Here is a 13,749-nt window from a genome sequence, read left to right on the forward strand (position 1 = left end):
GGGCGTTTGTCACATTGGACGAGGGGCCCTTAGATGCTGTTCGTGGCCATGTCGATGTCCAGGCGCGGCAGGCGGTCGAACCAAGCGTTTTCGCCCGGGGTGCCCACGTTGACGATCAGGAAGGCGTGGTTGGCGGTTTCGGCGTTGATGACGGTGTCCACTCCTGCGGCGTTGAAGCCACCCATGGGTCCGGCATGCAGGCCGGCAGCACGGACGGCCATGATGAAGTAGCCCGCTTGCATCCAGGCGTTGTTCTTGGCGACCTCGGCACGCATGGCGGCATCGTCGTCAAACATTGCCTTCCGTTCCGCCGCGTGGGGGAAGAAGACGGGGAACTGCTCGTGCCAGTTGGCATCGTAGCTCAACACAGCCAGCGCCGGGGCGGCCAGGGACTTGGGCCGGTTTGCTTCCATCATCTGGGCAACAACTGCCTCGCGGGCCTCTGCACTCTTGACCCAAGTGATGCGCAACGGCTGGTTGTTCATCATTGTCGGACCCATTTTGGTGAGCTCGTAGATGGCTTCCAGGGTCTGATCGGAGACGGCGTCGTCGGAGAAGGTGTTGGCAGTTCGCGCTTCAAGGAAAAGCTTGTCAGCGGTATCTGCATCGATCGACAGCTGTTCGTACACGGTCGCGGCGGTTTCAACGCTCATGTGGGGGTGTGCTCCTTGCGGTTCAGCGGTAGTTTCCTACTAAAGCAGAACCACCACTGTTGACCGCCACATTCCACTGGCGTCCGTGATTCACGTCACCCGGAACGGCCAAAGGCTCGAGAACGGGACACTTTCGTGGTTAAACATCAGCACGCCCGACGACGCCGATGGTGGCTACTCTTGGGGTAGTAGCGACCGGGAACCATGTTTATCAAATGCTCCTTGGGGGAAAGCATTTGACGCGGCTCCCGATGCGGACCAACTTGGGGGCTTGGTCTGCGGGGCTGGCGTCGTCTGGCGTGCTGGAAATGAGTTCTCGAAGCGCCACTCGCAAAACGCTCTTCGTACTCATCAATCGGCTATACGGCCGATGTAGTACCTACTGTATCCAGCGCGGCAACCACAGCACATTAGACTTTTGACCATACTTAGTGAGGAAACCTCACTAAGTATCTTGGACCCCGGGGAGTTCCTCGGGCACCCGGTGGGCTCCATCAATAATGTCGGCCGGCAGCTCGGCCCGCACCACCCAGTCACCTCGGACGCGCTGGGCCGAAAGAGTCCCGCCGAAGGCTGCCATGCGGTCGACCATGCCCACGATGCCGGAGCTAGGACCACCACTGTCAAAACCCTGGTCGATCACGCGGCCAGGCAGCTTGTTGGCGACTTCAAGCCAAACCCTGTCGCCGACAATGAGGGCCTCAATTCGGCACGGCGCATCACGCTCGGCATGCTTGACGATGTTCGTCGTGGATTCCTGCAACACCCGATATAACGCGGCTTGGGCCGACTGGGGCAGCCCGGCAAGCTTTGGGTCGGCCATGGTCTTCGTCGGGTGGCCGAGGTCAACCAATCGCTCGGCAAAGATCTCGACACCAATCAGTATTTCCAGGCTGCTGGCCGCGTTCCCCGCCTTGTCTACAATCGATCCGTCCACACGCGTTGCTCGGCCGTCGGATCGAAGCACGTTGAGCAGGACGCGCAGGTCCTGGAGCGCCTCCTTAGACGTAGCACCAATAACCTTGAGCGCGGCCTGGGCAACCGCCGGATCACCGGAAAAGCCTGCAGCCTTGGCTTGCATGGAAATCACGGTGATGTCGTGGGCGACGATATCGTGAAGGTCCCTCGCAATGGCCTTGCGCTCCGCTTCAACAGCTTCCCGTTGCTTGCGCCGCAATTCTTCGATACGTTTCCTGTCAGCCTCGCGCTGCTCCTGGAACTTCCGTACAAATATGGCAATGAAGTACGCAGCGGCAACCAACGGGATGATGATAAACAGGAAGCCCAGATCGTATGACCTGAAAACGATGATTAGCAATGGCCACAAGCCAATAACGCACAAATATCTGAACGAATATTTGCGCGTCTCCGTCAGGGTAACCAGACCAACCAACAGAGGAACAATTAGGAGAGCAAACAAATACGCGCCAGTGAATGCCGTTAATGACATGGCCACGATCGACACGATGACCGCATATCGTGTGCGGACCCACAGAAATCCGAGAGCAAGCGCAAAGGACGCGTTGACAATCGCTTCGATCGCACGAATTCGAAACCTCGCCGGGTCAGACTCGCTGACCAGGCTCACAATGTCGGTAACCAGCAACAATGCCACAACACCGCTCGCAACTAGAAGAATCTTCCTCCCCAAAGAGGAGGAAGATTGCTCACTAGTTGCATCGGAGACAAAAACGAATCGGTTCACCGCTCCATTCTCGCTCAAAGCTGGACCCATTCGCATGAGCCCGGCTCACTACCTAGGGCAAGATGCGCCGAAGTAGCGGCACAGCCAGTCGTTAAAAGCATCGGAGGCCCCCGCGGGCGAAGCGACTGGCAATGAGCTACCACCGGAAAGGGAACCGGGGACGACCGCGGCCTGAGCAGGAATGGCGGCCGGAAGCAACAATGCTGCGGACATGGCGACCGCAGCGAGGATACGAGTTTTATGAGTCATGTTGATCATTCTTGCACCTAATTCATTAAGTCAACAGCTCCTTTCCCAAAATCTTTTGTTGCTCATCAGCGCGGCGCCCTTTCCACCAATGACCACTAGACTCGTAAAGGTGACCGACATTCAAGTTCTTGTGGTTGATAACGAACCACTCATGCGCCAAGCCCTCAAAATCATTCTTGAAGCTGCACCAGGATTCAGTTGGATGGGTGAAGCGACAAACGGTATTGAGGCCGTAGCTTTTTGCGCGGGCAACAGTCCGAATGTAATCCTCATGGACATGCAGATGCCGCGCATGGACGGTGTTGAGGCCACCGAAATCATCATCACGAACTATCCGGACATCGGCGTGCTCGCCATAACCGCATTCTCCTCTGAGGAGTACCTGGTTCCTGCCCTACGCGCGGGTGCCGCTGGGTACCTGGTCAAGGACGCTGAGCCCACGGAAATCCTCGGTGCAATTCGGGCCGTGCACGACGGAAGTGCCGCTATTTCGGCGTCACTATCTCAGGATCTCATCCGCGCGGTTCGCGACGCTCATGACATCAAACCAAGTAGTACGAGCAGACAAAGCCCCATGCCTCTGTCCGAGCGGGAGCTTGAAGTCCTGCAGTTGCTGGCTCATGGCCGCAACAATCCAGAGATGGCTGCGGAGTTGCACATTTCCGAAGCCACCGTCAAAGCGCATCTAAGCCGTGTCATGGCAAAATTCGGTGTCCGGGACAGGGTCCAAACCTTGATCCGGGCTGCACAATTCGGTCTTGTCGAGCTGCACATGGACTAGGCAATGGCCCACGGTTGTTGGTCGGCACATGGTGTTACGCCAACCCGGCGTCTTTGCCTCCAACGGATCGGGACGGGCACCAGTTTTGAACGCTTGATAGGTGCCCATCCGGCCGCCGACGTCGGGCAGCGGGACCGGACCCAAATAAAACTTGTACATTTCACTAATAAGATCTCCATTTCATGGATCGACATTCATTTGCAAATTAGGTGGCAATAACCACCTTTCTTGCTTGGGGCCCCCCTGCATCACCTAGGCTCGAAAAATGACAACTGAACTGACGAAGGAGCGCGCCCAACCACGCGTACACCGATGGGTTTTCTGGCCCGCTGCCATCATCATCATTGTTTTTGCCACGTTTGCCATGACCATGCCAAGCACTGCCGAGGCACTCTTCGCGTCCGTCCAGTCGCAGATCATCGGCTACTTCAATTGGTACTACGTCCTTATCGCCACGGGATTTGTGGTGTTCAGCCTGTGGCTGGGATTCGGCAAATTTGGCGAAATCAAGCTCGGCAAGGACGAAGACGAACCGGAGTTCTCCCTCGGTTCGTGGTTCTCGCTGCTCTTCGCCGCCGGCATGGGCATCGGCCTGGTCTTCTATGGCGTCTCAGAGCCGCTGAGCCACTTTGCCTCTCCCAAGCCCGGCGCCTCGGGATCGCCTGGCGAGCTTGCCCAACAGGCGCAGGCGCAAACCTTCCTTCATTGGGGGGTGCATGCCTGGTCGATCTACGTAGTTATCGGGTTGGCCCTCGCCTACGCCATTCACCGACGTGGCCGGCCCATATCGATTCGGTGGACACTCGAGCCACTGCTGGGGCGCAAGGTCCATGGCGGACTTGGAAACCTCATCGACGTTGTTGCGTTGGTTGGCACGATCTTTGGTGTGGCGACCTCTTTGGGATTGGGCGTCTTGCAAATCAGTGCAGGACTGGAAAGCGCCGGACTGGTTCAGGCTTCCCAATTCATCGATCTCGTCATCATTGCAGTCGTCACCGCGTTGGTGCTCTTCTCCGTTCTTTCGGGCGTCGGCAAGGGCATGAAGTGGCTCTCGAACACCAACTTGATCCTGGCAGGCGTGATGGTCGTCTTCCTCTTGATTGTTGGCCCCACGCAATTCCTGCTCAGAAACTTCGTACAGTCCGTCGGCAATTACCTGCAGAACTTCCTTGCAATGTCGTTCAACGTCAGTGCCTTCACCGGGGCCGAGGGCGAGGTCTGGCAGGGCACTTGGACCACGTTCTACTGGGGCTGGTGGATTTCGTGGGCGCCGTTCGTGGGAATCTTCATTGCCCGGATTTCTCGCGGTCGCACGGTACGCCAATTCGTTGCAGGTGTCATTTTGGTTCCCACCATTGTCACGATGATTTGGTTCTCGGTCCTGGGTGGAATCGCCTTGCACGGACAGCTGGAGGGAACGGGCAACCTCATCGCCCCGGACCGCTCGATTGACACCGAGGGCGCCTTGTTTGCCATGCTCGACCAATTGCCTGCCGGCTCTGTACTAACGGTGGGTGCGATCATCATGATTGTCATCTTCTTCGTTACATCGGCTGACTCGGGCGCGCTGGTCATGGGCATGATTGCCACCGGCGGGGACGTGGAGCCCAAGAACTGGATCCGAATCTTCTTCACGCTGGCAACTTCGATCCTGGCCGCTTCCCTGTTGCTCTCGGGCGGCCTTGAGGCACTCAAGACAGCGGCGATCATCATTGCCCTGCCGTTCAGCATCGTCCTGATCTTGATCTGTTGGTCGACGTATCGGGCATTTTCACGTGAAGTGAAGGTATATGAAAAGGCACGGCGCATGGCGTTCGTCGACCACATCGGCGATTTCTATGGTCTGGAAGTCGAAGCCCCGAACCAGGATTCGCAGTTGATCAATCTCCAGAACTTCACTGCACGGTTGCGGCGGTCAGTTCCGCTGGCACGCCGAGGCCATGTGCCGGCGGCTACGGGCAGGGTTCGCTTGGAGGCTGACAACCATCGAGACGCACCTGAAACCGAAGGCAGCCACTCCGGCCAGCCACCGCAGGCCACGAGCTAGCCGAATCTACATCGCAAAATCGAGGTGTTGGGTTCCCGTCCATGTACGGGAACCCAACACCTCGAATGCGTTTCAACCAATGTTTCCGACAGGCGTGGGCAAATAGCTGCCGGACTCAACGGCGGTATTCTGCTGCCCGGTTGGCGGTCACCGACTCGGATCCAAGTCGTAGAAGACCACGACGTGCGGCGCCATCCGCGTTCCGCATGTGGTGGTCAGTCGGAACCTTGTTCCCAGGCTGGACGATCCATGGTCCACGTTGTATCAGTCAGCCCCGAAGCGCAGGCGAATGGCACGGTAGGCCAGGCCCACGGCGAACATCGCCAGTCCGCCGATGACGGCGCTGGGTGGCAGCGTGGCAACAAGCACGGCGCACCCAATGGCACCTGCGACTCCCAACCACGCGGGGCTCAGGCGCTCGTCCCGCGGCTGTTTGAACGCCGCGATGTTGGCGATTAGGTAGTAGACGAGCACGCCGAACGACGAGAACCCGATGGCGGTCCGCAGGTCGAAGAACATGATCAGCAAGACCACCGCCACGCCAACCGTCAACTCGGCGCGGTGCGGCGTTGAAAAGCGCGGGTGGATGGCGGCCAAGGGATGGGGAAGGTCGTGTTCCCGTGCCATGGCCATGGCCGTGCGTCCAATGCCTGCAATCAAAGCAAGGAGCGCCCCAAGGGATGCCAGGGCCGCGGCTATCTGCACCAGCGGCAATGCCCAGGAATCCCCCAGTGCGGTGACCAAAGGCTTGGCGCTTTGGGCAATGCCTCCGGCACCCAAAACATTCAGGAGCACCACCGCGACCACCGCGTAGAGAACTACGACGATGCCCAGGCCAATCCCAATGGCACGGGGAATGCTCTTGGTCGGGTTTCGTACTTCCTCGCCCAGGGTCGCGATGCGTGCATATCCAGCGAAGGCAAAGAACAGTAGACCGGCCCCCTGCAAGATACCCAGAGCGCCGGTATTCTCCCCTGCCGCGTGGACCGGCGGCGCATGGGTGCCGGTAAGGATCGCGACCAGAACCACGGCAAGGAGCGCCAATACCGCGATGACGATAATGCGTGCTGCGGCCGCTGTTCGTGTGACTCCCAGATAGTTGACGCCGACCAGCAACGCCACCGCCAGAACAGCGACGGGCTTCACCCAGGCTTCGGGAACCGTGTAAGTTGCGAAGGTCAGTGCCATTGCCGCTGCCGAAGCCGTCTTGCCGACCACGAAGCCCCATCCGGCGATAAAGCCCGGCCACGGGCCAAGCACCTCACGCCCATAAGCATAAGTACCTCCGGACGTCGGGTACCGAGCCGCGAGTTGGGCGCTGGAGCGTGCATTTGCATACGCCAACGCGGCCGCCAAAAACAGGGACACCAGAAGTGCGGAACCGGCAGCGGACGCCGCAGGTGTGAACGCGGAAAAAATTCCGGCGCCAATCATGGCACCCAAACCGATCATCACTGCCGCTTGGGTACCCAATTGACGTTTAAGGCCAGGGCCCACTTCTTCTCCGCTCAAGCTTCGCATTCTCAACAGCTACTACATTGAGATTAACGTTTGGTGGCGCACCAACATCGAGGGACGCGCCCTCAGTCGCCTTTTCACTTCGCGCATGCGCTCCCACGCCATAACCCCACAGACCGACATTGGTCTGGGAACGACCTTTGCAGGTTCGCCTAAGCTCAAAGAGGATTGCTGGATACGCGCAAGAATCGGGGACTCGCATGACACTGGGACATTTCGCAGTCATTGATACGGAAACCACGGGACTTTTCCCGGGAAACCACGACCGCATCGCAGAAATTGCCATCATTACCATGGACCGTTCGGGAGCGGTACTGGATCGATGGGAAACGTTGATCAATCCAGAGCGTGATTTGGGCAAGCAATCGATCCATGGCATCCGGGCAAAGGACATCCTCGACGCGCCACGCTTCAGCGACGTCGCAGACGAACTTGATTGGCGCCTGTCCGGAACCATTGTTGTTGCGCATAATCTCGGGTTCGACTCGCGTTTCCTCAGGGCCGAATTTCATCGTGCGGGACTCGAACTTCCCGATTTCTATTTACCACGCGGTTTGTGCACCATGCAGATGGCGCACAAGTATCTGCCTGGGGCGGGGCGCTCCCTGCAGGACTGCTGTGATTCATTCAGCATCGAACTGCGGCATGCTCACAGCGCCGGGGATGACGCCGAGGCAGCGGCGGTCCTTCTATCCCGATATATGGAGCTCGATCCCGATCTGGGAGACTGGGACTTTCTTCTGACAGAGGCGGCGGCAACATCCTGGCGACAAACACCGCTTACGCCCCTTCGCGAACCCGCGCACCGATCATCGGCGGATTCTTTGGAGACGCACTTCGTTGACCGGATTGTGGTCCGGCTGCCAGAAATATCCGGGCCAGCGGAACACCATGAGTATCTGGCACTCCTTGACCGTGCACTGCTTGACCGGCATCTCTCCGCTCACGAAAAATCCGCACTGGTTGCCACCGCCGATGATCTGGGAATCGGCCAAACCACCGTTCGGGAACTGCACGGGAAGTATTTCGCTTCAGTGTCAGCTGTCGCTTGGGCAGATGGCTCGCTCACCGGAGATGAACTAAACGAACTGACAACCATCGCGAGGCTGCTCGGCATCTCTGCCCAACAGCTCGAGGCCGCTTCCCGAGCAACACAGGAAACGGTCCCGCCGGTCCCTGATACGGCTACTTTGACCTCCTCGTTCCTGGTACCCGGCGATCTCGTCGTACTGACCGGGGACATGAGCAGGCCGCGCAACGCCATCGAAGCCGAGTTGGAAGACGCCGGCTTCACGCCTCACGGGGCTGTGACAAAAAAGGTCAAGCTTCTCGTGGCCGCCGATCCGGACAGCCTCTCTGGCAAAGCGCGAAAGGCAAGATCCTACGGCATCCCGGTGGTCGGGGAGGATTACCTGTGGAACCGTCTCCTTGGATCGCCGGGCAACTGACGTCGCTTCAGAATTTTTTGACAACGGTACAATCGATCCCGGCTCACTAGTATGCTCAAGTCATCAGCGGCGGCGCCGGGGTTGTAAGCGCTGCCAAGAGGACCAAACTGTGCGGAAAAAGATGTCTCCCAAAGATCCGAAATCAGCCAACAAGGTCGAATCGCCACCACGCGGCGCAGCCGATCCCTCCGTAGTAAGCATCGACGAGCTTCGGATTCGCCGCGAACTACCTCGCGTCCTCCCCGCTTTCGATGAATGGTGCTCGGAACGTCGATTCGATATCCGCGGTTCGGATCTCCGCGCGAGAATCGTTGCTTTTCTGGAGCACTATGCGCGCGTGAACAGCAGTCGCGAAATCACCTTCCTGAACCTTCCGGCCTTCGCTGCGACGCTCGATGACCTGATGTTTGGCAAGAAAACCAACGACTTCCTGGAAACGACACACGTCCTGGGGGCCTACCTTGAGTTTCTACACACCACGGGAACATGGAGCGGCACCCATGAGGAATTTCAGCGCCTCGAATCTTTTTTCAAATGCTTCGATTTCCCCCGGTTCGAACCGGAATATTCCGCCATTCCCGAACTTCAAAGCGTAATGATCAGGGTTCCGAAACTATCCCACGAAGAAGTCCTTGAAGGGATAGCGGAGTTGGCCGTTACCCGCCGACTGCTGTCGTTTTTGCGTTGGTTCGGCACGAAGCGCGAAATCACTAGCTCGAAGATCTTGAACCGCAAGCATGTACAAGAGGCAGCCGCCGCCCTCGAAGTACCTGCCGTTTACGACGGCTCGCCCACACCCGTCGGCGGACCGCCGAAGAACGGTCCGGTCCGGTTCAAGTCCGCCAAGAATGTGGCTCGCCTGAACTTGTACTGGGATGCGTCGGTGGCCGCCGGACTCGTGGAATTGAGCGCCACCCGCGCCTACCCAAGCAAGGAGGCCATTGGCTTGCTTGAGGATCCCTCCGCCAATCTCGTCAACGTGGTCCGTAGCGTGGCGCAGCAAATGTACCGTGCAGTGTCCGTGGAGGTAGAAGGACTCCGCCAAGTTCCGGAGATGGGTTACCTAACCCGTTATTTCTTGCTGGAGGCGGCCGTCGAGCCGATCAGCGTCGAAGTTCTCAAACACCCGGTCCGGGGCTTGAGCGACTTCGATCCGCGGGGAACCCCGGACACCATTGAAGTAGCTTGGCATTACCTGGAACGGTGGCATGCGGAAGGACTCGTGACCATCAACGCACGGCTTTCCATCCCGCCGGTCTTGTGCAAGCCACTGGTCCTAGAACTCGCGGATGCTTCCGAGGTCGCGTACACCTTCTCGGATCCCAACGACGAGGTCCCCAGCTTCACCGGTCATCCGTTGCTGTGAACCTTGCGATTTCAGGAACGAATACTAGAAAATTCAGGGACTCGGTTGGCGGTCTCTTTGTCCGGCGTTCCCCGTGAAATCTTCTCCTACTTCGACGCGTTGGGTGGAGCACCCACATACCTGACGCGGGATGCGGCGCCTACTGGATGAGCGGGGTTCCAAGCGTTTCCCCGTTGACGCTTCGCACCATCCACAGGCCATCAACGTTGTCCGTAAGCGAGACGGATCCATTGAGAATGCTGTCAAATTGGTTTCCTGCGAGCGCGGAGAGGGTGTAGCGGATGATCGTTCCGTGGCACACCACCGCAACGTTCTTCTCCGGGAAGTCCGCGGCGATCAGCTCGATGGCGGCAAGGCCGCGAGCCACCACGGAGTCCAAGTTCTCTATTCCGCCGCCGACCTTGTTGGGCCAGAGCTTCTCCCATTCGCCGTCCTGCATGCCTTCGGCCTGACCGTAATCTCGCTCAATGAGTTCGTCGTAGCTGCGTCCCAACTCTATCCCCAGGCCACTTGCAATGATTTCCGCAGTTTCGCGTGCCCGGGACAACGGGGAACTGACAATCGCATCCCAGGAGCCGGCGCCAAGCACCGCCACGGCGTCGCGGGCCTGCTGGCGTCCGACCTCGTTGAGAGGGATGTCGCTGGAGCCCTGCAGGCGGCCTTCGGCGTTCCAATCGGTTTGCCCATGGCGAATGAATCCTAGTTTCATGCCTCCATTCTCGCGCTTCCGCACCCCGACTGCCTACCACCGACACTCGTCGGGGAAGTTCAACTGCCAATGCAGATGCGTAAATTCAGTGGCTTCGTCTTTCCCGGCCCCCTGTCCAAAGGAAGTGCTTCCATGCGATCCTCTAAGGGTTGAGGGGTGGGACATATGGCAGTTCATCGGCTGGAGGCCGCGCTTGCTGCATTCGAGGATCCGGCGGCCAAGGCCCGATCGCTCATGCCGCTGCATCGGGCGTGGGCCAACACAGAGATCATCCCCGCACCGGTGCGCCCGGTGGTGGCCCGCTCCTGGCAGCGACAGTCGCTGAAGAACCCGGCCATCCGGCCGCTGGGCACCGAGGATATCGTCGACCGCAGGGAACGTGCAGCCGTGCTTTCCGGCCTGGTTCCCCTGCTTGAGGACCGCTTGTTGCAACTTGCCGCCGATGCGGGCAACGAACTGGTCATCAGCGATGACGAGGGCTATGTCCTGTGGGTTGCCGGGCCGTCCCCTATTCGCCGGCGCAGTGAGGACATCGGATTCGTTGCCGGGGCGCGCTGGCGGGAAACCGATGTCGGCACCAACGGGCTGGGCGCCGCCATGGCCGAACGCACCGCGTTGCAGATCTTCGGCCCGGAACACGCCCGCGAGGAACAACATACCTGGGTGTGCACCAGTGCCCCGATCATCGAGGAACGCACCGGCCAGGTGCTTGGCGCCATCACGCTCTCCGGGTCCTACCGCACCGCGCACCCGCATACCCTGGCGCTGGTCAGCGCCACGGCGCGGGAGGCCGCCGGCCTGCTGTCCGCGCGACATGACCGCGAGCTTCATCTGCTGGCTGCTTCGGTTCCGTCCCCGGCCGGCCGCCATGTGCTGGTCGATGCGCAGGGCTGGGTGGCGCATTCGACGGGATTCGGCGTGGGAACCCGCCTGCGGCTGCCCGGCACACTGTCCCCCGGCGGCGCCTGGTTGCCCGAGCTCGGGGCGGTCGTGGCCGAAGAGGTCCCCGGGGGTTGGCTGCTGCACGGCGGCAACCGCGAGTCGGACGCCCGGCTGGAACTTGCCCTTGCCCCGGTGCCGGTTGCCGTCGTCGTCCAGGATGGGCAGCGAACCGAGATCCGCCTCAGCGAGCGGCACGGGCAGATCCTGGCGCTGCTGGTGGCCAACCCGGCCGGCCTGGACGCCCACGGCCTCATGGAGCAGCTTCCCGGCATCACCACCACCGTCACGGTGCGCGCCGAACTCTCCCGGCTGCGCGCCAGGCTCGGCGGACTGATCGAGTCCCGGCCCTACCGCCTGGGCCTGCCGGCGACGTTCCGCCCCTGAGGCCGGCCGGGCGTTGCAACCTCTTGCAACGCTCGCGGCACTGTGACCCAGCTCATAGCATCGTCTCCATCGCAACATGCTTTCGAAGGAGACGGACATGACCGAAGAGAATGCCAGCACCGCGGCAGGGCAATGGCTCGGCGAGCTGGAACGCGCACTGGAAGCGGGAAACACCGAGGCGGCGGCGGCCCTCTTCGGCGAGGAATCCTACTGGCGGGACTTGTCCGCGCTGACCTGGAACCTGCACACATCCGAGGGCCGCGGGGAAATCAAGGACATGCTGGACGGGGTCGGGCCCGACGCCTGGCCGCGGGACCTCTCCCTGGTCTCGGCCACCGAGGGCGACGGCGTGATCGAAGCCTGGTACACCTTCACCAACAAATCCATCGACGGCAAGGGGCTGCTGCGGCTGCGCGACGGCAAGTGCTGGACGCTGCTGTCCACCGCCCAGGGCCTGCGCGAGTTCCCGGAACCGGCAGGGTCGCTGCGCGAACGCGGGGCCGACCACGGGTCCGAGATGTCATCGGAGAACTGGCTGGACCGGCGCAACCGGCGCGCGGCGGAATTCGGCATCACCGAACAGCCCTACGTGCTGGTCATCGGCGGCGGACAGGGCGGCATCGGGCTCGGTGCCCGGCTCAAGCGCCTGGGCGTCCCTGCCTTGGTCATCGACAAGCACCCGCGCCCGGGCGACCAGTGGCGCTCGCGCTACCACTCGCTGTGCCTGCACGACCCCGTCTGGTACGACCACATGCCCTACATCCCTTTCCCCGACCACTGGCCGGTGTTCACCCCCAAGGACAAGATGGGCGACTGGCTGGAAAACTACACCCGGCTCATGGAGCTGGACTACTGGTCCAGCACCGAGGCCACCTCCGCCGTCCACGACCCGGACACCGGGGCATGGACCGTCCAGGTGATCCGCGAGGGCCGGAAGCACACCCTGACCCCCGCACACGTGGTGATCGCCACCGGAATGTCCGGGATCCCGAACATCCCCTCTTTCGAAGGCCAGGACGTCTTCGGCGGGGAACAGAACCATTCCTCGACCCACCCTGGCGGCGAAGCATACCGGGGCAAGAACGTGGTGGTCGTCGGCGCCAACAATTCCGCCCACGACATCTGCGCGGACCTCCACCAAAACGGCGCCAAGCCCGTCATGGTGCAACGCTCCAGCACCCACATCGTGCGCTCGGAGTCGCTGATGAACACCGTGCTGGGACCGCTGTACTCCGAGGAGGCGCTGGCCAACGGCATCGACCACGAGACCGCGGACCTGATCTTCGCCTCCATCCCCTACAAGGTCCTGCCCGAATTCCACCGCCCGGCGTTCGAGAAGATCCGCGCCGACGATGCGGACTTCTACCAGGGGCTCGCGGATGCCGGCTTCGACCTGGACTTCGGCGACGACGATTCCGGGTTGTTCCTGAAGTACCTGCGCCGCGGCTCGGGCTACTACATCAACATCGGCGCCTCCGAACTGGTGGCCGACGGGTCGATCGCCCTGGCCCACGGGGATGTCGCGCGGCTGACCGAGGATTCGGTGGTGCTCGACGACGGCACGGTGCTGCCAGCCGACGCGGTGGTCTATGCCACCGGCTACGGATCCATGAACGGCTGGGCGGCCAAGCTCATCTCTCAGGACGTGGCCGATGTGGTGGGCAAGTGCTGGGGCCTGGGCTCGGACACCACCAAGGACCCGGGTCCGTGGCAGGGCGAGCTGCGCAACATGTGGAAGCCGACCCGGCAGGAAAACCTGTGGTTCCACGGCGGGAACCTGCACCAGTCGAGGCACTACTCCAAGTACCTGGCGCTGCAGCTCAAGGCACGCTTCGAGGGCATCGACACCCCCATCTACGCGCTGGCCGAGACTCACCACAGCTCCTGATCCGGCGCCATGGTGCCCCGCCGACCCCGGATTGTCGGGGCCGCGGGGCACAATGGTGT

The 13,749-nt window shown here is 60.8% G+C and carries 10 protein-coding genes; 6 read left to right on the forward strand and 4 right to left on the reverse strand.

Annotation, left to right across the window (positions count from 1 at the left end):
* Positions 1-29: 29 nt before the first annotated feature.
* Positions 30-653, reverse strand: a complete 624-nt coding sequence (locus tag ACIPUB_RS03585) for a malonic semialdehyde reductase (RefSeq protein ID WP_407606106.1) — start codon at positions 651-653, stop codon at positions 30-32.
* Positions 654-1,098: 445 nt separating this feature from the next.
* Entirely contained in the window at positions 1,099-2,358 is a 1,260-nt protein-coding gene (locus ACIPUB_RS03590; RefSeq protein WP_407606107.1) for a sensor histidine kinase, read from the reverse strand.
* Between the two features lie 247 nt (positions 2,359-2,605).
* On the opposite strand from ACIPUB_RS03590, the gene ACIPUB_RS03595 reads away from it, so the two are divergent.
* Positions 2,606-3,388 carry a response regulator gene (locus tag ACIPUB_RS03595; RefSeq protein WP_407606108.1) on the forward strand — a complete coding sequence of 261 codons (783 nt, stop codon included), beginning with the start codon at positions 2,606-2,608 and terminating at the stop codon, positions 3,386-3,388.
* 265 nt (positions 3,389-3,653) lie between these two features.
* On the forward strand, positions 3,654-5,435 hold the full coding sequence (locus ACIPUB_RS03600) for a BCCT family transporter (protein ID WP_407606109.1): 1,782 nt from the start codon (positions 3,654-3,656) through the stop codon (positions 5,433-5,435).
* A 264-nt stretch (positions 5,436-5,699) separates the two neighbouring features.
* Here ACIPUB_RS03600 and ACIPUB_RS03605 read toward each other — a convergent pair whose 3' ends face one another.
* Positions 5,700-6,956: an APC family permease gene (locus tag ACIPUB_RS03605; protein WP_407606110.1), complete on the reverse strand. Its 1,257-nt coding sequence runs from the start codon at positions 6,954-6,956 to the stop codon at positions 5,700-5,702.
* 197 nt (positions 6,957-7,153) lie between these two features.
* Between ACIPUB_RS03605 and ACIPUB_RS03610 the strand changes: the two genes are divergently transcribed.
* Together ACIPUB_RS03610 and ACIPUB_RS03615 are read left to right on the forward strand one after the other, a co-directional pair.
* The gene (locus ACIPUB_RS03610; RefSeq protein WP_407606111.1) at positions 7,154-8,401 is read left to right on the forward strand and encodes an exonuclease domain-containing protein; all 1,248 of its coding nucleotides are present in this window, start codon (positions 7,154-7,156) and stop codon (positions 8,399-8,401) included.
* Positions 8,402-8,522: 121 nt separating this feature from the next.
* Positions 8,523-9,767, forward strand: a complete 1,245-nt coding sequence (locus tag ACIPUB_RS03615; RefSeq protein WP_407606112.1) for a hypothetical protein — start codon at positions 8,523-8,525, stop codon at positions 9,765-9,767.
* A gap of 139 nt (positions 9,768-9,906) precedes the next feature.
* Here the strand turns inward: ACIPUB_RS03615 and ACIPUB_RS03620 are convergent, their stop codons facing one another.
* Positions 9,907-10,476 (reverse strand): histidine phosphatase family protein, encoded by a 570-nt coding sequence (locus ACIPUB_RS03620; protein WP_264269917.1) that lies wholly within the window; start codon positions 10,474-10,476, stop codon positions 9,907-9,909.
* A 165-nt stretch (positions 10,477-10,641) separates the two neighbouring features.
* Between ACIPUB_RS03620 and ACIPUB_RS03625 the strand changes: the two genes are divergently transcribed.
* Together ACIPUB_RS03625 and ACIPUB_RS03630 are read left to right on the forward strand one after the other, a co-directional pair.
* Entirely contained in the window at positions 10,642-11,802 is a 1,161-nt protein-coding gene (locus ACIPUB_RS03625; protein ID WP_407606113.1) for a GAF domain-containing protein, read from the forward strand.
* A gap of 97 nt (positions 11,803-11,899) precedes the next feature.
* Positions 11,900-13,690 carry an NAD(P)-binding domain-containing protein gene (locus ACIPUB_RS03630; protein WP_407606114.1) on the forward strand — a complete coding sequence of 597 codons (1,791 nt, stop codon included), beginning with the start codon at positions 11,900-11,902 and terminating at the stop codon, positions 13,688-13,690.
* The last annotated feature ends 59 nt before the right edge of the window (positions 13,691-13,749 follow it).

This window comes from Paeniglutamicibacter sp. ORCA_105 (genome assembly GCF_045798545.1).
Lineage (GTDB): Bacteria > Actinomycetota > Actinomycetes > Actinomycetales > Micrococcaceae > Paeniglutamicibacter > Paeniglutamicibacter sulfureus.

What these genes read in the sequence shown, in the direction of transcription:
- ACIPUB_RS03620 (WP_264269917.1), bottom strand. Translation starts at nt 10,476, where the DNA reads ATGAAACTAGGATTCATTCGCCATGGGCAAACCGATTGGAACGCCGAA.
- ACIPUB_RS03610 (WP_407606111.1), top strand. Translation starts at nt 7,154, where the DNA reads ATGACACTGGGACATTTCGCAGTCATTGATACGGAAACCACGGGACTT.
- ACIPUB_RS03585 (WP_407606106.1), bottom strand. Translation starts at nt 653, where the DNA reads ATGAGCGTTGAAACCGCCGCGACCGTGTACGAACAGCTGTCGATCGAT.
- ACIPUB_RS03630 (WP_407606114.1), top strand. Translation starts at nt 11,900, where the DNA reads ATGACCGAAGAGAATGCCAGCACCGCGGCAGGGCAATGGCTCGGCGAG.
- ACIPUB_RS03605 (WP_407606110.1), bottom strand. Translation starts at nt 6,956, where the DNA reads ATGCGAAGCTTGAGCGGAGAAGAAGTGGGCCCTGGCCTTAAACGTCAA.
- ACIPUB_RS03625 (WP_407606113.1), top strand. Translation starts at nt 10,642, where the DNA reads ATGGCAGTTCATCGGCTGGAGGCCGCGCTTGCTGCATTCGAGGATCCG.
- ACIPUB_RS03595 (WP_407606108.1), top strand. Translation starts at nt 2,606, where the DNA reads ATGTTGATCATTCTTGCACCTAATTCATTAAGTCAACAGCTCCTTTCC.
- ACIPUB_RS03615 (WP_407606112.1), top strand. Translation starts at nt 8,523, where the DNA reads ATGTCTCCCAAAGATCCGAAATCAGCCAACAAGGTCGAATCGCCACCA.
- ACIPUB_RS03600 (WP_407606109.1), top strand. Translation starts at nt 3,654, where the DNA reads ATGACAACTGAACTGACGAAGGAGCGCGCCCAACCACGCGTACACCGA.